We start from the raw sequence: 21,196 nt of genomic DNA, 5'->3' as shown, positions 1-21,196 counted from the left end.
GCGCTTGAGGGAGAAAGGGGGCAAGGTGGGTGCAGGGGGAGGCCGGCCGGAACGCCGCCCTCCCGTCAGATCAGACGACGGTGATGAACCGCGACGGGTCGGAGACCACGTCCTCGTAGGAGGCACCGTGCAGCAGCACGCTGTCGCCCTGACCGAAGTCGATGAGCGTGCCAGCGTCGCCGAGGTCGACCGCGAAGCCCGCCACGTCGTCGGCGCTGTCGAGGCTGACGCCCTCGAGCGCGCGCGAGACCTGCAGCGTGTCGCCCTCGGCGAAATCCATCACCACGTCGCCGCCGCCGGAGTAGACGAAGAGGTCGTTGCCCTCGCCGCCATACATCACGTCGTCGCCCGCGCCGCCATCGAGCGTATCGGCACCCGCGCCGCCCTTGAGCAGGTCGTCGCCGTCGCCGCCCGCGAGCATGTCGTTGCCGTCGCCTCCGTCGAGCAGGTCGTCGCCCGCCCCGCCGTGCAGCACGTCGTTGCCGGCATCGCCCGACAGCGAGTCATCGCCCACGCCGCCGGAGAGCTGGTCGTCGCCGACGCCGCCCGAGACGAGGTCGTTGCCGTCGCCGCCATCCAGCGTGTCGTTGCCCGCATCGCCCTGCAGCGTATCGTCGCCTGCACCTCCGAGGCCGACATCGTCGCCCGCGCCACCGACCAGCATGTCGTTGCCCGCGCCGCCGTCCATGCGGTCGTTGCCGGCGCCGCCGAGCAGCGTGTCGTTGCCCGCGTCGCCGCTCAGCGCGTCGTCGCCGGTGCCGCCGATGACCAGATCCTCACCCGCGCCACCGCCGATCGTGTCCGCGCCGGTGCCGCCATTCAGCGTGTCGTTGCCGAGCCCGCCCTTGATGATGTCGTCGCCTGAGGCGCCGAAGATGTTGTCGTCGCCCGCGCCAGCATCAATAAAGTCTGCTGCCGACGTACCGAAGATGAAATCATTAAACGCGCCGCCGGGAATGGTGGCCATGCAAACCCCTCCGAATTGCACTCTCGCATGGCCACTGATGCCGGCCGGCGCATGAACAGAACCTTAATTCTCTCGGGGGTTGAATTTTGCATTTGCGAGAAGCGTGTTTATAATCCGGTGCGATTTCTCCCGGCGCACCGGGAAAGTATTTACGCAACGTTGACCGAGCGGGTCCAGAACGGTGGGAAGCGTAGCCGAGGGAGGTCCCGGCCACGGATCGGGTATCAACGCGGGGTGAGGAATGGGTCTTGCAGGGATGGGTTCCGCAGTCATGGGAAGCGTCACGCTGGTCGGCGGCAGCGGTGCCGATCTGCTGATCGGCGGGCCGGCCGCCGATTCGATCGACGGAGGCGACGGAGCAGATTCTGATCTACGCCGGGGACGGCGACGACACGATCCGGGGCGGCGCGGGAGCGGATTTCATCATCACCGCGGGTGGCGCGGATTTGGTGCACGCCGGCGCTGGCGGCGACCTGGTGTTCGGCGGTTCGGGTGACGACACGCTGAAGGGCGGCGACGGCGACGACGCGATCTTCGGCGGCAACGGCAACGACGTGATCCACGTCGGCGCCGGATCGAACATCGCCTGGGGCGGCGACGGCGACGACCTGATCGACGCGCGCTGGCTGACCGAGGGCAGTTCGGAGTTGCAGCTCGCCAGCTGGCGCGCCGCCAAGGCGCTCGCCACCGACGAGATGCACGGCGGCGCCGGCAACGACACGCTGGAAGGATCGTTCGGCTCGGATCGCCTGTTCGGCGACGACGGCGACGACCGCATGCGCGGCCAGGACGGCAACGACAGCCTCGAGGGCGGCAATGGCAACGACACGCTCATCGGCGACAACGGCAGCGACACGCTGATCGGCGGCGCGGGGGCGGATTCGCTCTCCGGCGGTCTCGGGGCCGACTCGCTCTCCGGCGGCGATGGCGACGACCGCATCGACGGCGGCAACGGTGACGACCGGATCGACGGCGGCGCGGGCGACGACGTGCTGAACGGCGGCTACGGCGACGACCGGATCGGCGGCGGCGCCGGCAATGATTCAGTCGAGGGCGGCGGCGGCGACGACCTGATCCACCTCGGCGACGGCAACGACGTGGTGACGGGCTTCGACGACCTCGGCCGCGGCGACGACATCCTGTTCGGCGAGGCCGGCGACGACCGGCTGCACGGCGGCCGTGGCGACGACCAGATCGACGGCGGCGACGGCAACGATCTCCTGTCCGGGGGCGCCGGCGACGACGTGCTGACCGGGGGTGCCGGATCGGACATCTTCATGATCCGCTCGGCGTTCGGCGTCGAGACGATCACCGACTTTTCCGCCGAGGACCACCTGCAGATCACCAGCGCGGTGAACGGGCTCGACGGGCTCGACGCCGACGCGCTGGCCGGCCGGATCGACGACATGGGCGGCAGCGCCTGGCTCGACCTCGGCGGCGGCAACGGCGTGCTGTTCCTCGGCGTGGGCCGCGACGAGCTTGCAAGCCTGCTCGACACCAACCTGACATTCATCTGAGGAGACCTCATGCGCGTTCTCTTGACCGGCGGCGCCGGGTACGTGGGATCGGCCTGTTTCCGGGCGCTGCGGGCCAAGGGCGTCGAGGCGTTCGTGTTCGACGACCTGAGCGAGGGCCACGCCGCGGCGGTCGACCCCCGCCGGCTCGTCGTCGGCGACCTGCGCGACACCGACGCGGTGGCACGAGCGCTGTCCGACCTCGAAGCGACCCACGTCATCCACTTCGCCGCCCGGACGTCGGTGCCGGACTCGATCGCCGACCCGAGCGGCTACTGGTCGATCAACGTCGACGGCTCGCGCAGCCTGATGGAGGCGATGCGCACCGTCGGCATCGGCCGCATCGTCTTTTCCAGCACCGCCGCGGTCTATGCCCATGGATCGGAGCACGCGCTGCGCGAGGACGATCCGATCCTGCCGGCCACCCCCTACGGCACGTCGAAGCTCGCCGTCGAGCACCTGCTGCAGGGCTATGCCGACGCCTACGGCTTTGGCGCCACGGCGCTGCGCTACTTCAACGCCTGCGGCGCCGATGCCGACGGCCGCCACGGCGAGGCGCACCGGCACGAGACGCACGTCATCCCGCTGCTGCTGCAGGCCGCGCTTCGGCAGCGGGCGGAGTTCAAGGTGTTCGGCGACAGCTGGGCGACGCCCGACGGCACCTGCGTGCGCGATTTCGTCTCGGTGCGGGATCTGGCGGAAGCCCACTACCTGGCGCTGCTCCGGCTCGAGCCCGGACGGATGACGCGCTACAACCTCGGCTCCGGCAGGGGCACGAGCGTGCGCGAGCTGCTCGACGCCGCCGGCCGCCTCGTCGGCTGGCCGGTGCCGCACCGGGTCGAAGCCCCGCGCCCGGGCGACCCGGCCTTCCTCGTCGCCGACATCGCCCGCGCCCGCGCCGGGCTCGGCTGGGAGCCGCGGGTCTCCGGCATCGACGCGATCCTCGCGAGCGCGCTCGCCTGGCACGGCGGCGCCGGCCCGGCTTCCTACGCCGCGGCGGCGGGCCTCAAGGCGGCGTGACGCCTCGGCATCTGGTCCGTCCCCGGGGTCGTCGGCCGGCCGACGGCCCGGTCCGGCTTGATGTCTAGTCCTGCATCTCGGCGCGGATCTGCTGGCGCAGGAAGTCGATGGGCACGACCGCCCCGTCGCGCTTGAAGTGCCAGTAGGTCCAGCCGTTGCAGGACGGCGCGCCTTCCAGCGCGGCGCCGACCTGATGGATCGAGCCGCGCACCTCGCTCGCCACCAGCGTCCCGTCGGCGCGGATCCGCGCCGCGTGCCGGCCGTTCATCGACACCAGCGTCTCGCCCGCCGCGAGCAGGCCGCGTTCCACCAGCACGCCGAAGGCCACGCGCGGCTCCGCCCGCTTGGAGGTCGTCACCGCCACCGCCTCGGAATCCGTCGGCCGCACCGCCGCGAGGCGGGCCTCGGCGACCGCGCGATAATCGGCCTCGCGCTCGATCCCGATGAAGCGCCGGCGCAGGCGCTTGGCCACCGCGCCGGTGGTTCCCGTGCCGAAGAACGGGTCGAGCACCACGTCGCCGGGCCGGGTGGAGGCGACGAGCACCCGGTGGAGCAGCGCCTCGGGCTTCTGCGTCGGATGCGCCTTCTCGCCCCCGGCCGTCTTCAGCCGCTCGGCGCCGGTGCAAAGCGGGATCGTCCAGTCGGAGCGCATCTGCACCCCGTCGTTCAGCGCCTTCATCGCCTCGTAGTTGAAGGTGTACCGCGACCCCTCCGACTTCGCCGCCCAGATCAGCGTCTCGTGCGCGTTGGTGAGCCGCTTGCCCCGGAAATTCGGCATCGGGTTCGACTTGCGCCAGATCACGTCGTTCAGCAGCCAGTAGCCGCCATCCTGCAGCGCCGCGCCGAGACGGAAGACGTTGTGGTACGAGCCGATCACCCAGATCGCCCCATCCGGCTTCAGCAGGCGCCGCGCGGCGCCGAGCCATTCCCGCGTGAAGGCGTCGTAGGCCTCGAACGAGGCGAATCGGTCCCAGGCGTCATCCACCGCGTCGACGCGGCTGTTGTCCGGCCGGTGCAGCTCGCCCTTGAGTTGCAGGTTATAGGGCGGGTCTGCGAAGATCAGGTCGATGCTCTCCGCCGGCAGCGCCCGCATCACCTCGATGCAGTCACCGGCATGAATCACGTCGAGATCGAGCGCGGCGGCCGCCGCCTCGGTCGTGTCGCTCTGCTTTCTGGGCATGTCCGCCGCCGCCTTGTGGCCGAAATCTGGCGCAGACGATGACCGAATCGCGATTCGGCGTCAAACAGATAATTGAATCAAGCACTTACTGAGTCGGCGCCACACAACATCTTGTGGATGGGCCGGAACGACCGCCTATGGTGTGGGGTCACGCCGAATCGGGCGAGTCCATCCTGGTGCGTCCGCGTGCCGTACCCCATGTTCGTCTCCCAGCCGTAGCCCGGAAACTGTTGCGCCAGCGCCACCATCATCCGGTCGCGCGCCACCTTCGCCACGATCGACGCGGCGGCGATCGACAGCACCAGCGCGTCGCCGCCGACGATGGGCCGGCAGGTGCAGGGCAGGCCCGGCGGCGCCTTGTTGCCGTCGACCAGCGCCAGCGCCGGCCGCGTGGCGAGCCCGAGGGTCGCCCGGCGCATGGCGAGAAAACTCGCCTGCAGGATGTTCATCGCCTCGATCTCGGCGACGCTCGCGACGCCGAGCGCCACGACCGCCCGGGCCTCGAGCAGCGCCGCGAGCTCGGCCCGCCGCTCGGGCGACAGCCGCTTGCTGTCGTTCAGTCCCTCCGGGATCGCCAGCGGATCGAGGATCACCGCCGCCGCGACCACGGGCCCAGCCCACGGCCCGCGCCCGACCTCGTCGATGCCGCAGACCGGCCCGGGACCCGCCCGCTCGTAGTGATAGTGTGGCGCGCCCGCCGCCTCGCCGCCCATGTCCGCTCCCGCCCGTGCTCCCGCGGACATAGCGGAGCGTTCCACCGGATGAAACGCGCAAACGCACGGAATGCGCCGAGCCCTCACCGGCCGCGGACGCCGCTCCCTCCCGCACGACCTTGCCGCCGCCGCCGCCGCCGCCTAAGAAGAGCCCCACTTGGGGCGTCGCCAAGCGGTAAGGCAGCGGTTTTTGGTACCGCCATTCGGAGGTTCGAATCCTCCCGCCCCAGCCACTTCACCGAACCGCATTGCCTCTCGGCCGATGGCCCCCTCCCCCGCGGTCAGTGGGCGTTGACGCCCAGGCGGCGCATCCGGCGGTGGACCGTGGTGCGGTCGACGCGCAACTGGCGCGCGGCCTCGGAGATGTTGCCGCGGCAGCGGACCAGGACGGCGCGCAGCGCCTCGGCCTCGCCGTCGAGGGCCGGCGCGCCGCCGGGCTCGGGCGGCAGGTCGGCGCGGTCGATGACGCCGCCGTCGCAGAGCGCCGCGGCAACGGCCAGCGCGTTGCCGAGTTCGCGCAGGTTGCCCGGCCACGCCCGGGCGCGCAACGCGGCACGCGCCGCGGGCGTGAGCCGCGCACGGCCGCCGAGCAGCCGGTCGGCCAGCCAGTCGAAATCCTCCCGCGCGCGCAGCGGCGGCAGCGCCAGCGTCGCCGCTGACAGCCGGTAATAGAGATCCTCGCGCAGCGCCCCGGCCCGCACCTGCGCCGGCAGATCGCGGTGCGTCGCCGACACCACCCGCAGGTCGACGCGCCGCGGACGCAGCGCGCCGACCGGCGTCACCTCGCCCTCGGCCAGGACCCGCAGCAGCCGCGCCTGCAGCGCCAGCGGCATGTCGCCGATCTCGTCGAGGAAGAGCGTGCCGCCGGCCGCCGCCTCCACCAGCCCCTTGCGGCCGCCCGGCGCCGCGCCGGTGAAGGCGCCGGGGGCATGGCCGAAAAGCTCGGCCTCGATCAGCGCCTCTGGGATCGCCGCGCAGTTCACCGCGACGAACGGCCCTGCCCGCCCGCTCGCCTCGTGCAGGGCACGGGCGAGGAATTCCTTGCCGGTCCCGGTCTCGCCCTGGATGAGGATCGGCAGCACGGTGCGCGCCAGCTTGGCCGCCCGGACCTGCAGCGCGGCGATCTGCGGGTCGCCCGCGCCGAGCGCCGCCAGCGCCCCGGTCGTTGCGGGCACCGGCGCCGGCACCGGAGCGCGGCGCGTCCGGCGCAGCTGCGGCTCGATGGCGTGAGCGAACAGCCGGTTGCCGTCGCGGGCCACCACCATGCGGTCGTGGGCCGGGCGCTGGCGGGTCAGCTCGCCGAGATCGTCGACGCCAAGCTCGAAGAACCGCCCGAGCGGCTGGCCGATCAGCAGCTCCGGCCGCCGCCAGCTCACCCCGGCGGCGCGCGCAAGCAGCTGTGCGCCGCGATGTGTCATGCCGAGGACCCGGCCCGAGCCGTCGAGCGAGATTGCCGCCTCGGGATCGACGTCGAGGAAATCCGGCGAACGCGAGAAGCGCAGTACCCATTCATGCCGCGTCTGCGCCATCAGGTTCGCAAGCTCGATCCGCCGCACGGTCGCCGCCACCATGTGGAGCGCGAGGTTCTGGCTCACCTTCGCGATGGGCGAGGACAGGAGCGAGATGTCGAGCACCGCCGCGAAATCGCCCCGCGTGTCGTAGATCGGCGCGGCGGTGCAGGAGAGCGGCGTGTGGGTGATGTCGAAATGGTCGGTCTGGTGGATGGTCAGCGCCTCGCCGGTGGCGATGCAGGCGCCGATCGCGCAGGTGCCGGCGCGCGGCTCCGACCATTCGGCGCCGAGATAGAGCCCGGCCTTGCGCAGCCGGTTGTCGAAATGCGGGTCGCCGAGGAATTCCACCGCCACGCCGGCCCGGTCGCCGAGCAGCAGCACGTAGTTCTGCCCCGCCATCTGCCCATAAAGCGCCTCCAGCCCCGACCGGGCGATGGCGATCAGTTCCTCCGACTGCTGGCGGTGCGATCGCAGCTCGTTCTCCGGCAGGATGAACGCCTCGCAACTCCGCGTCGGATCGAGCCGGTGCTCGTTGACGCAGCGCAGCCACGACTGCACCACCCACGGATCGCGCTTCGAGACGCCGCCCATCGCGACATTCTCGACCTCCCGGATGTGATCGGCGACGGCCGGCATACGCTTCTCCTTCCGGCATTCTCGTTTTGCGGGAGTGTAACAGGCGCGCGGGGAGGCGGCCAAGCGTCGCGAAGTGTGGCGCCACACCTGTGGCGGCGCCACGGCGCATCCCGCCTCGCCGCGGGTAAAAAGCCTGCCGCTTCAATACGCCTCGGCATGGCACGCCGCTTGCTGGAGAAGCCTCCAAGGCCATCGAGGCCGAAGGGGAGGCAGCCACCATGACATCTGAGACCACCACGCTGACGCGCACAGCGTCGAAGACCGGCACGATGAAGGCGCTGCGCTTTCACGCCGCCAAGGATCTCCGCGTCGAGGAGATCGCGAAGCCCGACCAGCCCGGCGAGGGGCAGGTTCTCGTCCACAACCGCTTCGTCGGCATCTGCGGCACCGACCTGCACGAATACAGCTACGGGCCGATCTTCATCCCGAAGGAGCCGCATCCCTTCACCGGCGCCCACGGCACGCAGGTGCTCGGCCACGAATTCGGCGGCGTCGTCGAGGCGGTTGGCGCGGGCGTGACGAATGTGAAGCCCGGCGACCGGGTGTCGATCCAACCGCTCATCATGCCGCGCGCCGGCGACTATTTCGCCGACCGGGGCCTCTACCACCTGTCGCCGCAACTGGCGCTGGTCGGCCTCAGCTGGGTGTCCGGCGGCATGGCGGACTATGCGCTCGTCAACGACTACAACGTCGCCCCGATCCCGGCCGAGCTGTCGGATGAGGAAGCGGCGCTGGTCGAGCCCGCCGCCGTCGCCGTCTATGCCTGCGACCGCGGTGAGGTGACGGCCGGATCGAGCGTGCTCGTCACCGGCGCCGGCCCGATCGGTGCGCTGACGCTGCTCGCCGCAAAGGCCGCCGGTGCGGCGCAGCTCTTCGTCTCCGACCTCAACGACACCCGCCTCGGCTTCATGAAGGAGATGCTGCCCGAGGTGGTCACGCTGAACCCGAAGCGCGACAACGTGGGCGAGGCGATCCGGGCGCAGACCGAGGGCAATGTCGGCTGCGACGTCGCGATCGAATGCGTCGGCAACGAGCATGCGCTGAAGGCGTGTCTCGACGCGGTGAGGAAGCAGGGCACGGTGGTGCAGACCGGCCTCCACCCGCACGACAACCCGCTCGACTGGTTCAGCGTCACCTTCAAGGACGTCGATATCCGCGGATCCTGGGCCTATCCGACCCACTACTGGCCGCGGGTGATCCGCATGATCGCGACCGGGCTCCTGCCGGCAAGCAAGGTGGTGACCAAGCGCATCCGCCTCGACAACGCCGTGACCGAGGGGTTCGACGTGCTGCTCGACCCCGCCGGCACGCAGCTCAAGATCCTGATCGACCTCGCCTGATCGGAAGGGGCGCGCCCGCACAGGGGCGCGCCCTCAAAAAAGCAACACGGAGGAATAACGATGCTCGACGAAAGCCCGAACGTCACCCTCGACACGGTGCTCGCCGACCTGAACCGCGCCCTCACCGCCGGTGACATCGAGGCAGCGGTCGCCCTGTTTCAGGACGATTGCTACTGGCGCGACCTCGCCGCGATCACCTGGAACCTCAAGACGGTCGAGGGCAAGGCGCAGGTCCGCGACATGCTGACCGCCCAGCTCGGCGCCGTGAAGCCCCGCGACTTCGGCCAGCAGGCCGGCGAGACCGCCACCCAGTCGGGCGACGTCACCGAGGGCTGGATCCGCTTCGAGACCGAGACCGGGCGCGGCGTCGGCCAGATCCGGCTGAAGAACGGCAGGATCTGGACGCTCCTGACCGCGCTCGACGAGTTGAAGGGCCACGAGGAGCCGAAGGGCCTCCGCCGCCCGATGGGCGCCGAGCACGGCCATGACCGCAACCGCAGGACCTGGAAGGAAAAGCGCGAGGCCGAGGCCACGGAACTCGGCTATACGACGCAACCTTACGTCCTCGTCATCGGCGGCGGTCAGGGCGGCATCGGCCTCGGCGCCCGGCTGCGCCAGCTTGGCGTGCCGACCATCATCATCGACCGGCACGAGCGGCCGGGCGACCAGTGGCGCAAGCGCTACAAGTCGCTCTGCCTGCATGATCCGGTCTGGTACGACCACCTGCCCTATATCCCCTTCCCGGAGAACTGGCCGGTCTTCACGCCGAAGGACAAGATCGGCGACTGGCTCGAATACTACACCAAGGTCATGGAGCTGAACTACTGGTCCAGCACCACGGCCAAGAAGGCCGTCTGGGACGAGGCGGCGAAGGAATGGGTCGTCACCGTCGACCGCGCCGGCAAGGAAGTGGTGCTGCGCCCCAAGCAGCTGGTGCTTGCCACCGGCATGTCGGGCAAGGCGAATGTGCCGGTCATCCCCGGTCAGGACGTCTTCAAGGGCGAGCAGCAGCATTCGAGCCAGCATCCGGGACCGGACGCCTACAAGGGCAAGAAGGTCGTCGTCATCGGCTCCAACAACTCCGCGCATGACATCTGCGCGGCGCTGTGGGAGGGCGGGGCGGACGTGACCATGCTCCAGCGGTCGTCCACCCATATCGTCCGCTCGGACAGCCTGATGGAGATCGGCCTCGGCGGGCTCTATTCCGAGCAGGCGGTGGCGAACGGCGTCACCACCCGCAAGGCGGACCTGATCTTCGCCTCGCTCCCCTACCACATCATGCACGAGTGGCAGATCCCGCTCTACAAGCAGATGAAGGAGCGCGACGCCGCCTTCTACCGGGCGCTCGAAGACCGCGGCTTCATGCTCGACTGGGGCGCCGACGGGTCGGGCCTGTTCATGAAATACCTGCGCCGGGGCTCGGGCTATTACATCGACGTGGGCGCCTGCGATCTCGTCATCGACGGCTCGATCAAGCTCGTCTCCGGCAAGCAGATCACCCGCCTGTCGGAGACCGGCGTCGTCCTCGACGATGGCACCGAACTGCCGGCTGACCTCGTGGTCTACGCCACCGGCTACGGCTCGATGAACGGCTGGGCGGCCGATCTCATCAGCCAGGAGGTGGCGGATCGCGTCGGCAAGGTCTGGGGCCTCGGCTCCGACACGCCGAAGGATCCGGGCCCGTGGGAGGGCGAGCAGCGCAACATGTGGAAGCCGACGCAGGTGGAGAACCTGTGGTTCCACGGCGGCAACCTGCACCAGAGCCGGCACTACTCGCAGTACCTGTCGCTCCAGTTGAAAGCGCGGCTGGAAGGCGTGCCGACCCCGGTCTACGGGCTTCAGGAGGTCCACCACCGGAGCTGACGGGCGCTCCCGAAGTACCCGGGGCCGTCCGGCCTCGGAGGCACGCGCGCCCGAGGGCGGGAGAGGGCGGACAGCCCCCTCCCGCCCCTGCCCACGTCCGCGTGGCGGGCCACGCTCCTGCGAACGCCCGGGGCCACGCGCCGCTTGATCGACCCCTGGCGCCGCGATAGACCACTTGCTCATCCGGTCACAATGAGGCGAGCCATGCCCGATCCGCGCCGCGCCCTTGTGGTCATGGGGGTCTCCGGCTGCGGCAAGACCTCGGTCGGCGAGGCTCTCGCCGACCACCTCGGCGCCCCCTTCGTCGAGGGCGACGCCCTGCACCCCGCGGCGAACGTCGCCCGGATGGCGGCCGGCACCGCGCTCACCGACGCCGATCGGTGGCCGTGGCTCTCGGCCATCGCCGCCCGTATCGCCGCCGAGTCCGCCCCGGTCATCGTCGTCTCGTGCTCGGCGCTGAAGCGCAGCTACCGCGACCTCCTCCGGGCCGAAGCCGGCCGCCCGGTCGGCTTTCTCTACCTGCACGGCAGCGAGGCGGTGCTCGCCGGCCGGATGGCCGCGCGCACCGGCCACTTCATGCCCGCGAGCCTGCTTTCGAGCCAGCTCGCCACCCTGCAGGACCCGCGTGGCGAGCCGGGCGTTGCCACCGTCGACATCGACGCCCCCGTCGCCGAGGTGATCGCCGCCGCAATCGCCGCGAGCGACCACCTGCCCTGACCCGCGCCCCGAGCGTCGGGGAACGCATCGGGTCAGAACGGTTGACCTTGGACGCGTATGGGTTTATATGCAGCGCAATGAGACAAGGGCGCCAATCCGGGGGCCCGAGGCCGCGTGGAAACTGCGGCCGCCCGCGCCGCAACGAACCAACGCAAGGCTACATGACCCAATTCTCCGATCTCTCGCTGGACCCGCGGGTCCTTCAGGCCGTCACCGAAGCCGGTTACGCCACCCCCACCCCGATCCAGGCCCAGGCCATCCCGCACGCCCTCGAGGGCCGCGATGTGCTCGGCATCGCCCAGACCGGCACCGGCAAGACCGCCTCCTTCGTTCTGCCTATGCTCTGCGCGCTCTCCAAGGGCCGCGCCCGCGCCCGGATGCCGCGCAGCCTCGTTCTCGCCCCGACGCGCGAGCTCGCCGCACAGGTCGCCGAGCAGTTCGAGAAATATTCCAAGCACCTGAAGCTTTCGATGGCGCTCCTGATCGGCGGTGTCAGCTTCAAGGATCAGGACAAGCTCATCGACCGCGGCGTCGACGTGCTGATCGCGACGCCCGGTCGCCTGCTCGATCATTTCGAGCGCGGCAAGCTGATGCTGACCGGCGTGCAGATCATGGTCGTCGACGAGGCCGACCGGATGCTCGACATGGGGTTCATCCCCGACATCGAGCGCATCTTCAAGCTGGTGCCCTTCACCCGGCAGACGCTGTTCTTCTCCGCGACCATGGCGCCGGAGATCACTCGCATCACCGATGCCTTCCTGCACAACCCCATCCGCGTCGAAGTGGCGCGACAGGCCACCACGTCCGAGACGATCGAGCAGTGGGTGGTGAAGCACACCGCCAAGCGCAAGGACACCGCCGAGCGCGAGAAGCGCGAGGTGCTGCGCCGGCTGATCCGCTCCGAGGGCGAGGCGCTCACCAACGGCATCGTCTTCTGCAACCGCAAGCGTGATGTCGACGTGGTGGCGAAGTCGCTGAAGCGGCACGGCTTCGACGCCGAGGCGCTGCACGGCGATCTCGACCAGAAGCTGCGCATGGCGATCCTCGGCCGGTTCCGCGACGGCGACCTGAAGCTGCTCATCGCCTCCGACGTCGCCGCACGCGGCCTCGACATCCCGAACGTCAGCCACGTCTTCAACTTCGACGTGCCGATCCATTCCGAGGATTACGTCCACCGCATCGGCCGCACCGGCCGCGCCGGACGCTCGGGCAAGTCGTTCACCCTCTGCCTGCCGGCCGATGAGAAGTACCTCGCCAAGATCGAGGAGCTGGTGAAGAAGGCCGTCCCGGTGATGGCGAGCCCGCTCGGCTCCGAGGAGGAGCTTCCCGAAGGCCGCCCGGCCGCCGACCGCCGGCGCAGCGACCGGCCGGAGCGCGGCGAGCGCGACCGGCCGGGTGAGCGCCGCCGCGAACGGCGCGGCGGACAGCCGCGTCCCGCCGCGGACGCCGCCGTCGAGGCCGAGGCGGCGGAGATCGCGCCGGTCCGCGCGGCGCAGCCACGCCACGCCAACTCCCGCAACGCCGAGTCGCGCGGCTACGAGCATCGCAGCTCGGACGGCCGCGCCGCCGAGCCGCGCCGCGAACGCGGCCATCGCCCGTCCGAGGGTGTCGTCGGCATGGGCGACCATGTTCCCGCCTTCCTGATGCGCGACCTCCGCATCGACACGCTGGCGGGCATCGACGACGAGGACGAGGCACCGGCCGCCCCCGCGCCGGCCGAGGCCCTGCTCTCCGACGCCGCGCTTCCCGAACCGGCCGCCGAGGCCCCGGTCGCCGAGGTGCTGGTCGAGGCCGCCCCGTCCGAAGTGCCGGCCTCCCTTGCCGCGGAGCCCGCGCCGCAGGAGGCGCCCGCCCCGGACACCACCGCGACGGACCCCGTGCTTGCGGAAACCGCGGCCGAGGCCCCGGTCGACGCCGCGGCGGTTGCCTCCGCCGACGGCGTGGAGCCGGCGGCGAAGCCGGCGAAGCGCGCGCCCCGGCGCCGCACCCCGCGCGCCAAGGCACCGCTCCCCGAAGCGCCCGCCGCCTGACGGCCGGCGGGCCAGCCAACTTCTCCAAGCCCGGCGTGACGGCACCGACGCGATCGGTGCCGTCGTCGTGAGTCAGGTCGGCATCGCCTCCCACCGCGCCGTGTGCTTCCCTCGCGCAAAGGCATCGAGGGATTCGGCAGATGGACCTGACGCGTGAGCTGGAGGAGCGGCTGCTCCGCTATGCGGCGATCGACACCCAGAGCGACGAGGCGTCATCCACCTCGCCCAGCACCGACCGGCAGCTGGTGCTGTCGCGGATGCTCAAGGACGAGCTGCTGGCGCTCGGCGCACCGGACGTGCGGCTGACCGACTATGGCGCGGTCATCGCCACGGTGCCGGGAACGGTGCGGGGCGCGCCCACCATCGCGCTGCTCGCCCACGTCGACACCGCGCCGCAGTTCAACGCCACCGGCGTGAAGCCGGTGGTGCATCGCGGCTACGACGGCGGCGCGATCGACTTTGCCGACGCGCAGGCGCTGCGGCTCTCGCCGGCGGAAAGCCCCTACCTCGCCGATCGGGTCGGCGACGACATCGTTACCGCCAGCGGCACCACGCTGCTCGGCGCCGACGACAAGGCCGGCGTGGCGATCATCATGGCGGTCGCCGGCCGGCTGCTCGCCGACCCTGGCATCGCCCGCGGGCCGGTCCGCATCGCCTTCACCCCCGACGAGGAAATCGGCCGCGGCGTCCACCCCGACCTGCCGCGCGACCTGGCGGCGACCGTCGCCTACACCCTCGACGGCGCCGACCGCGGCGAAATCTGCTACGAGAGCTTCTCTGCCGACAAGGCGGTGGTGACGATCCGCGGCGTCTCGATCCACCCCGGCACCGCCAAGGGCCAGCTCGTCAACGCGCTGCACCTCGCCGCAAAGCTCATCGACACCCTGCCCCACGTGACCCGCACCCCGGAGACCACCGACGGCCGCGAGGGCTTCATCCACCTCTACGAGATGGCCGGCTCCGCGGCCCAGGCCGAGCTGCGCTTCATCCTGCGCGACTTCGAGCTCGACGGCCTCGCCGCCCACGGCGCGCTGGTGCGGCAGGTGGCCGAGGCCGTGGCCGCGACCGAGCCGCGCGCCGAGATCGACGTCGCGATCACGCCGCAGTACCGCAACATGCGCTATTGGCTGGAAAAGGACATGCGCCCCGTCGACCTTGCCCGGCAGGCGTGCCGCGACATCGGGATCGAACCGCACGCGCTGCCGATCCGCGGCGGCACCGACGGCTCGCGGCTGACCGAAATGGGCGTCCCCTGCCCCAACCTGTTCACCGGCATGCAGATGATCCACGGGCCGCTCGAGTGGGTCAGCGTGCAGGACATGGCCGCCTCCGCCCGCATGGTGCTGCGGCTGGTGGAGCTGTGGGGGGCGGAGACCGCATAGCGCCCGGCGCCCCGCGCGCTGCGGCTTCGGGAGCCTCCGGCGGGAGTATTTCTCGCCAAGAAAAAGCCCGGAAGAGCGACCGGGGCGGGCAGTCGGACCCGCCCCGGTCTGGTGTCACGCCTCGAGGCGCGAGATCATCACCTTGCAGACCGGCTTCTTGCCCACGGCGTCGTTCGAGATCCGCGACACCGCCCGCTGGACCAGCTCGTCCAGCGCCTCGTCGTCCGCAAGCTCGCCCTTCTTCGCCCGCGCCAGCACCCGGTCGATCTCGCCCTCCAGCGCCCCGGCGAGGCCGTCGCGCATCTTGGGGTTGCCCGGCAGCCCGGTGATCTCGACCCAGGCGCCGCCCATCGGCCGGCCCTTCTCGTCGATCAGCACGTTCACCGCCACGTGCCCGCGCAGCGCCATGCGGATGCGCTCGCGCACGATGCCGTCGAGCGCGCCGATGAGCTGCGTGCCGTCGAGATAGACCCGGCCGGTCTCGACATGCTCGACCACCTTCGGCGTGTCGCCGGTGAGGTCGAGCATGGTGCCGTTCGGCGCGATCGCCGCGAGGATGCCGCGCTCCGCCGCCAGCGCCGCGTGCGCCGAGAGATGCCGATGCTCGCCATGCATCGGGATCAGCATCGCGGGGCGCACCAGCTCGTGCAGCGCGGCGAGGTCGGGACGGTTGGCGTGGCCGGAGACGTGGTAGAGCCCGTCGGACTCGTCCACCACGTTCACGCCCTTTTCCGACAGCTGGTTCAGGATGCGCGCCACCGGCACCTCGTTGCCCGGGATGGTGCGCGACGAGAACAGGTAGGTGTCGCCCGGCTTCAGCTCCAGCCCCATGTAGCGGCCTTGCGCCAGTTGCGCCGTTGCCGCCCGCCGCTCGCCCTGGCTGCCGGTCGCCAGCACCAGCAGATCGCGGCGCGACACCGTGTCGATGTCGAGCGGATCGAGGATCTCGGGGAAATGGTCCAGCACTTCGGCCGCGTGCGCGGTCTTCAGCATGGTGTTCATGGCGCGGCCGAGCACGACGACCTGTCGCCCGGCCTGCCGCCCCGCCTCGGCCAGCGTGCGCAGGCGGGCGACGTTCGAGGCGAACGTGGTGGCGACCACCAGTCCCTCGGCGTCGCGCATCAGCGCGTTCAGCGGCTCGATCAGCGACGCTTCCGAGCGGCCGGCGTTCGGCGAGAACACGTTGGTCGAGTCGCAGGCCATCACCTTGACGCCGGCCTCGCCGATCGCCCGGAACGCCGCCGGATCGAACGGCTCGCCGACCAGCGGCGTCGGGTCCGCCTTGAAGTCGCCGGTGTGCAGGATCCGGCCCGCCGGCGTGTCGATGACCAGCGCCGAGCTTTCCGGGATCGAGTGCGCGATCGGCAGGAAGCCGACGCGGAACGGGCCGGCATGCACCTGATGCGGCCAGGCGTCGACCTGCCGCACCGCGTCGGTCGGCTGGTGGGCGCGCTCCATCTTGCCCTTGGCAAGCGCCGCGGTGAAGCGCCGGGCGTAGACCGGCGCGCGCAGCCGGTGCCAGAGCAGGCCGAGCGCGCCCACGTGGTCTTCATGCCCGTGGGTGATGAAAATGCCGTCCAGCCGGTCGGCGCGCGCCTGGATCCACGCGGGATCCGCCATGATGAGGTCGACGCCCGGCGTCGCCTCCATGGTCGGGAAGGTCACGCCCATGTCGATCAGGATGAAGCGTTCCGCACCTTCCGGCCCGTAGCCGTAAAGGTACATGTTCATGCCGATCTCGCCCGCGCCGCCAAGCGCGAGGTAGATCAGCCGGTCAGGTTTCGCCATCGGCTTGAAGTCACTCCTCAGTTCAGGCGATCAATCACGACGAGACCGTGGATGGTGAGGTCGGTGTCGATCTCTTGCAGCACATCTGTCCCTTGGGCAAAGAGGGTGGACAGTCCCCCGGTTCCGACGACCTTCATCCCCTGGCCGCGCTCGGCGCGGATGCGGGCGCAGATGCCCTCGATGAGGCCGATGTATCCCCAGTAGATGCCGGATTGCATGCAGGCGACGGTGTTGGTGCCGATCACATGCTCCGGCTTCGTCACGTCGATGAACGGCAGCGCCGCGGCGGCGTCGTGCAGCGCCTTGAGCGACAGGTTGACGCCCGGCGCGATCACCCCGCCCTCGTAGGCGCCATCGGCGCCCACGACGTCGAGCGTGGTGGCGGTGCCGAAGTCGACGACGATCAGGTTGCCGCCGTAGCGGTCGAAGGCGCCGACGGCATTGACCAGCCGGTCGGCGCCGACCACCGCCGTCGCGTCGACGCGCGGGCGCGGTCCGATGTTCACCTCGGGCTTGCCCACGACCAGCGGGCGGCCGCCGAAGTATCGGTCGGTCAGCACGCGCAGGTTGAAGACCACCTGCGGCACCACCGACGAGACGATGACCCGGCGCACCTCGGGAGGGATGCCGCTCAGATCCATCAGCTGCCGCAGCCAGACGTAGTATTCGTCGGCCGTGCGCTGGCGCTCGGTGCGACAGCGCCACTCGGCGATCACGCGCGTGCCATCGTGCAGTGCGAACACCATGTTGGTGTTGCCGACATCAACCGCGAGGAGCATGGCCCGGCGCCCCCTCGTGATGCGGCAGGAAGTGCACGTCGGCGGCAGGCAGGGTCTCGCGGCCGGTGGCGGTGACGATGACCAGCGACCCCTGCGGGTCGACCGTCTCGAAGCGGCCGGTGAGCGTGCGATGCGGCAGGCGGGCGACGATCCCCTCGCCGACACCGCTCGCCCGCGCCAGCCACGCCTCGCGGATCGGCGCGAAGCCCTCGGCGAGAAAGCGTGCCTCCCAGGCGGCATAGGCCGGCGCGAGCAGCGACAGGAATTCCTCCGGTGTCGGACAGACCTCGGCGCCGGTGGCAAGGCTGGTCGGGCGCACCGCGGTCGGTTCGAGGTCGGCCGGATCCGGCGCCTCGGCGAGATTGACGCCGAAGCCGATGGCGAGCGCACCGTTCGGCGCCCCCTCGAGCAGGATCCCCGCGACCTTGCCGCCCGACAGCAGCACGTCGTTCGGCCACTTCAGCCCGAACAGCGCGTAGCGCCCTGTCGCCTGCCCCAACGCATCGAACAGCGCCAGCGCGGCGACGAACGACCGCTGCGCCGGCGCCCGGTCGGGGCGAAACAGCAGCGTGGCCGCGAAGTTGCCGGCCGGCATTGACCAGGCCCGGCCGCGGCGGCCGCGCCCCGCCGTCTGCCGCCTTGCCAGCAGCCAGAGCGGGCCGGTCTCGCCCACGGCGGCCCGACGCAGCGCCTCGGCGTTGGTGCTGTCGGTGACGTCGAGGATCTCGCAGGCTGTGCCGCCTGCCGCGGGGGTCATCCGCGTCAGTGCGCGAGCGTCGCGGCCGCTGCGGCGGCGAGCAACTCGACGCCGAAGAGGTTCACCACGCCAACCACCATCGCGAGCGACGATGCCGCGAGCAGGCCCCAGTGCAGCACCGGCATCCGGCCGTCCAGCGGCTGCGCCGCCGGCTCGCCGAAGTACATGAGATAGACGATGCGCAGGTAGTAGTAGGCGCCGATGACCGAGGCGATCACGCCCGCGACCGCGAGCCAGACGAGGCCCGCGTCGATCGCCGCCTTCAGCACGTAGAACTTCCCGAAGAACCCGACCAGCGGCGGCACGCCCGCGAGGCTGAACATCAGCACGGCGAGCGCCATCGCCCGTGCCGGCTCGACGGTGGAATAGCCGGCGAGCGCGTTGATGTCCGTCACCGGCTTGCCGTCGCGCTGCATGTTCAGGATGAACGCGAAGGTGCCGACGTTCATCGTGACATAGATCGCGAGGTAGATGAGCAGCGCCTGCGCGCCCTGCGTCGTGCCGGCGGCGAGGCCGAGCAGCGCGTACCCCATGTGGCCGATCGAGGAGTACGCCATCAGCCGCTTGATGTTCTTCTGGCCGATCGCGGCGATCGAGCCGAGGAACATCGAGAACAGCGAGAGCAGCGTCAGGATCTGCTGCCAGCTGTCGACGGCGTCGCCGAACGCCTCGAGCAGCAGGCGGGCGAACATCGCCGCCGCGGCGACCTTGGGCGCGGTGGCGAAGAACGCGGTGACCGGCGTGGGCGAACCCTCGTAGACGTCGGGCGTCCACATGTGGAACGGCACCGCCGACACCTTGAAGGCGATACCCGCCGACAGGAAGACCAGGCCGAAGATCAGCCCGACCGAGATCGGTCCGGACGCGGCCACGGCGGCGATCCCGGCAAAGCTGGTGGTGCCGGCATAGCCGTAGGTCAGGCTGGCACCGTAGAGCAGGAGCCCGGAGGAGAGCGAGCCGAGGACGAAGTACTTCAGGCCCGCCTCGGTCGAGCGCTCGCTGTCGCGGCGGAACGAGGCGACGACGTAGAGCGCGAGGCTCTGCAGCTCGAGGCCGACGTAGAGCACGATCAGGTCGCGCGCCGAGACCATGGTCATCATGCCGACGACCGACAGCACCGTCAGCACGGAATACTCGAACTTCAGCAGCCCGTTCGCCTTCAGGTAATCGTGCGCCAGCGCCAGCGTCGCCGCGGCGCCGAACAGGATCAGCACCTTGGAGAACCGCGCGAAGCCGTCCGAGACGAACGAGCCGTCGAAGGCCGTGCGCGTGCCCTCCGGCTGGAAGCCGATCCAGAGCCCGACCAGCGCGAGCACGACGACCGAGGCCCAGAGCACTGGTCCACCCACCTCGCGCTTGGCGTAGGCGCCCCACATCAGCGCGACCATCGCCCAGATCGCCAGCACGATCTCGGGTGCGACGACGTTCATGGTTCCCTCGAGCACCGGGCTCTCCTCAGTTCGCAGCGAACGTGGTGGCGTTCTCGAACGCCGCCCGTGCCGTTTCAGTGTGGTCCACCAGCACCTTGACCGCCGGCCCGGTCACGTCGAGCACATAGGACGGATAGACGCCGAGGATGATCATGCCGGCGATCAGCGGCGCGAAGATCAGCTTCTCGCGGCGGGAGAGGTCCTTGATCGTCTTCAGGCTCTCCTTGATGAGCTCGCCCAGCATCACCCGGCGATAGAGCCACAGCGCATAGCACGCCGAGAAGATCACGCCCGTCGCCGCGAAGAACACCACCCAGCTCGACACCTGATAGGTGCCCGACAGGGTGAGGAACTCGCCGACAAAGCCGCTCGTCCCCGGCAGCCCGACGTTGCCCATGGTGAACAGCATGAACACCAGCGCATAGCCCGGCATCCGGTTGATGAGCCCGCCATAGGCCGCGATCTCACGCGTGCGCATCCGGTCGTAGACCACGCCAACGCAGAGGAAGAGCGCGCCGGAGATGAAGCCGTGCGAGATCATCTGGAACAGCGCGCCGTCGATCCCCTGCTGGTTCAGCGCGAAGATGCCCATGGTCACGAACCCCATGTGCGCGACCGAGGAATAGGCGATGAGCTTCTTCATGTCCTCCTGCATCATCGCCACGAGGCTCGTGTAGATGATCGCGATCACCGACAGCGTGAACACGAAGTCCGCCATCACCGCCGAGCCCACCGGGAACATCGGCACCGAGAAGCGCAGGAAGCCGTATCCGCCCATCTTCAGCAGGATCGCCGCCAGGATCACCGACCCCGCCGTCGGCGCCTGCACGTGCGCGTCGGGCAACCAGGTGTGCACCGGCCACATCGGCATCTTCACCGCGAAGCTGGCGAAGAACGCGAGGAACATCAGCGTCTGCACGCCGCCGGTGATGGTGAACCCGAGCACCCGGATCGTCTCCGACGGGAACTGGAAGGTCAGCAGCGTCGGGATGTCCGTCGTGCCGGCCTGATAGTACATCGCGATCATCGCGACGAGCATCAGCACCGAGCCGAGGAAGGTGTAGAGGAAGAACTTGAAGCTCGCGTAGATCCGCTGCGCCCCGCCCCAGATGCCGATGATGAGGAACATCGGGATCAGGCCGCCCTCGAAGAACAGGTAGAACAGGATCAGGTCCAGCGCGCAGAACACGCCGAGCATCAGCGTCTCCAGCACGAGGAAGGCGATCATGTACTCCTTCACCCGCAGCGTGACGTTCCAGCTCGCAAGGATCGTGAGCGGCATCAGGAACGTGGTGAGCATGACGAACAGCACCGAGATGCCGTCGACCCCCATCTTGTAGTGCAGCCCGCCGAGCCAGGCGCGCTCCTCGACGAACTGGAAGCCGGTGTTCGACGAGTTCGAATCCCGCCAGCACGAAGAGCGAGATCAGGAACGTGGCGATCGTGGTGAAGAGCGCCAGCAGCTTGGCGTTCTTCTGCGCCTGCGCGTCATCGCCGCGCAGGAACACCATCAGCACCAGGGCGCCGATGAGCGGCAGGAAGGTGATGAGCGAGAGTAGGCTGTTCATC

General features: G+C 70.1%; 15 protein-coding genes, 1 tRNA gene and 3 pseudogenes. 10 read left to right on the top strand and 9 right to left on the bottom strand.

Translation table 11 applies throughout. The annotated features are described in order from the left end of the window. Positions 1-70 precede the first annotated feature (70 nt). Positions 71-967, bottom strand: a complete 897-nt coding sequence (locus QM699_RS04665; RefSeq protein WP_415010028.1) for a calcium-binding protein — start codon at positions 965-967, stop codon at positions 71-73. 241 nt (positions 968-1,208) lie between these two features. Here QM699_RS04665 and QM699_RS04660 point away from each other — a divergent pair, with 241 nt between their 5' ends. The 4 genes and pseudogenes from QM699_RS04660 (at position 1,209) to galE (ending at position 3,501) form a co-directional block, all read left to right on the top strand. Continuing rightward, positions 1,209-1,463 carry a hypothetical protein gene (locus QM699_RS04660; RefSeq protein ID WP_415010027.1) on the top strand — a complete coding sequence of 85 codons (255 nt, stop codon included), beginning with the start codon at positions 1,209-1,211 and terminating at the stop codon, positions 1,461-1,463. After that, positions 1,351-1,761 (top strand): annotated as a pseudogene (locus tag QM699_RS04655) (calcium-binding protein); the annotation flags it as partial. The gene QM699_RS04660 and the pseudogene QM699_RS04655, both read left to right, overlap by 113 nt. Continuing rightward, entirely contained in the window at positions 1,744-2,484 is a 741-nt protein-coding gene (locus QM699_RS04650; protein ID WP_415012698.1) for a calcium-binding protein, read from the top strand. The pseudogene QM699_RS04655 and the gene QM699_RS04650, both read left to right, overlap by 18 nt. Positions 2,485-2,493: 9 nt before the next feature. Continuing rightward, entirely contained in the window at positions 2,494-3,501 is a 1,008-nt protein-coding gene (galE, locus tag QM699_RS04645; protein ID WP_415010026.1) for a UDP-glucose 4-epimerase GalE, read from the top strand. Positions 3,502-3,565: 64 nt separating this feature from the next. Here the strand turns inward: galE and QM699_RS04640 are convergent, their stop codons facing one another. Together QM699_RS04640 and QM699_RS04635 are read right to left on the bottom strand one after the other, a co-directional pair. Continuing rightward, positions 3,566-4,681, bottom strand: coding sequence for a site-specific DNA-methyltransferase (locus tag QM699_RS04640; RefSeq protein WP_415010025.1), 1,116 nt, complete (start codon positions 4,679-4,681; stop codon positions 3,566-3,568). Positions 4,682-4,758: 77 nt separating this feature from the next. Then, complete coding sequence (locus QM699_RS04635; RefSeq protein WP_415012697.1) at positions 4,759-5,394, bottom strand: ribonuclease HII; 636 nt, start codon at positions 5,392-5,394, stop codon at positions 4,759-4,761. Positions 5,395-5,552: 158 nt separating this feature from the next. Between QM699_RS04635 and QM699_RS04630 the strand changes: the two genes are divergently transcribed. After that, positions 5,553-5,627 (top strand) — tRNA-Gln (locus QM699_RS04630). A gap of 48 nt (positions 5,628-5,675) precedes the next feature. On the opposite strand, the gene QM699_RS04625 is transcribed toward QM699_RS04630, so the two are convergent. Continuing rightward, positions 5,676-7,541 (bottom strand): sigma-54-dependent Fis family transcriptional regulator, encoded by a 1,866-nt coding sequence (locus QM699_RS04625; RefSeq protein WP_415010024.1) that lies wholly within the window; start codon positions 7,539-7,541, stop codon positions 5,676-5,678. A 218-nt stretch (positions 7,542-7,759) separates the two neighbouring features. On the opposite strand from QM699_RS04625, the gene QM699_RS04620 reads away from it, so the two are divergent. From QM699_RS04620 to pepT, 5 genes and pseudogenes are all read left to right on the top strand, one after another. Continuing rightward, positions 7,760-8,881, top strand: a complete 1,122-nt coding sequence (locus QM699_RS04620; RefSeq protein WP_415010023.1) for a 2,3-butanediol dehydrogenase — start codon at positions 7,760-7,762, stop codon at positions 8,879-8,881. Positions 8,882-8,941: 60 nt separating this feature from the next. Beyond that, positions 8,942-10,744 carry an NAD(P)/FAD-dependent oxidoreductase gene (locus QM699_RS04615; RefSeq protein WP_415010022.1) on the top strand — a complete coding sequence of 601 codons (1,803 nt, stop codon included), beginning with the start codon at positions 8,942-8,944 and terminating at the stop codon, positions 10,742-10,744. A gap of 204 nt (positions 10,745-10,948) precedes the next feature. Then, positions 10,949-11,461: a gluconokinase gene (locus tag QM699_RS04610; protein ID WP_415010021.1), complete on the top strand. Its 513-nt coding sequence runs from the start codon at positions 10,949-10,951 to the stop codon at positions 11,459-11,461. 161 nt (positions 11,462-11,622) lie between these two features. Next, positions 11,623-13,197, top strand: a pseudogene (locus tag QM699_RS04605) (DEAD/DEAH box helicase); the annotation flags it as partial. A gap of 434 nt (positions 13,198-13,631) precedes the next feature. Beyond that, a complete protein-coding gene (pepT, locus tag QM699_RS04600) occupies positions 13,632-14,873 on the top strand; it encodes a peptidase T (RefSeq protein ID WP_415010020.1) in 1,242 nt (413 codons plus the stop codon). A 114-nt stretch (positions 14,874-14,987) separates the two neighbouring features. On the opposite strand, the gene QM699_RS04595 is transcribed toward pepT, so the two are convergent. From QM699_RS04595 to QM699_RS04575, 5 genes and pseudogenes are all read right to left on the bottom strand, one after another. Next, positions 14,988-16,661 (bottom strand): ribonuclease J, encoded by a 1,674-nt coding sequence (locus tag QM699_RS04595; RefSeq protein WP_415010019.1) that lies wholly within the window; start codon positions 16,659-16,661, stop codon positions 14,988-14,990. Positions 16,662-16,678: 17 nt separating this feature from the next. Continuing rightward, positions 16,679-17,440: a type III pantothenate kinase gene (locus QM699_RS04590; RefSeq protein WP_415010018.1), complete on the bottom strand. Its 762-nt coding sequence runs from the start codon at positions 17,438-17,440 to the stop codon at positions 16,679-16,681. Continuing rightward, positions 17,424-18,197 carry a biotin--[acetyl-CoA-carboxylase] ligase gene (locus QM699_RS04585; protein WP_415010017.1) on the bottom strand — a complete coding sequence of 258 codons (774 nt, stop codon included), beginning with the start codon at positions 18,195-18,197 and terminating at the stop codon, positions 17,424-17,426. Before QM699_RS04585 ends, QM699_RS04590 begins: the two co-directional genes overlap by 17 nt. A gap of 5 nt (positions 18,198-18,202) precedes the next feature. After that, positions 18,203-19,642 carry an NADH-quinone oxidoreductase subunit NuoN gene (gene nuoN, locus QM699_RS04580; protein WP_415010016.1) on the bottom strand — a complete coding sequence of 480 codons (1,440 nt, stop codon included), beginning with the start codon at positions 19,640-19,642 and terminating at the stop codon, positions 18,203-18,205. 10 nt (positions 19,643-19,652) lie between these two features. Then, positions 19,653-21,195 (bottom strand): annotated as a pseudogene (locus QM699_RS04575) (NADH-quinone oxidoreductase subunit M). Position 21,196 lies beyond the last annotated feature (1 nt).

It is taken from the genome of Amaricoccus sp. (genome assembly GCF_047602525.1).
Taxonomy (GTDB): domain Bacteria; phylum Pseudomonadota; class Alphaproteobacteria; order Rhodobacterales; family Rhodobacteraceae; genus Amaricoccus.
Note: the sequence above shows the minus strand (reverse complement) of the source record. Positions and strands in the feature narration are given on the sequence as shown.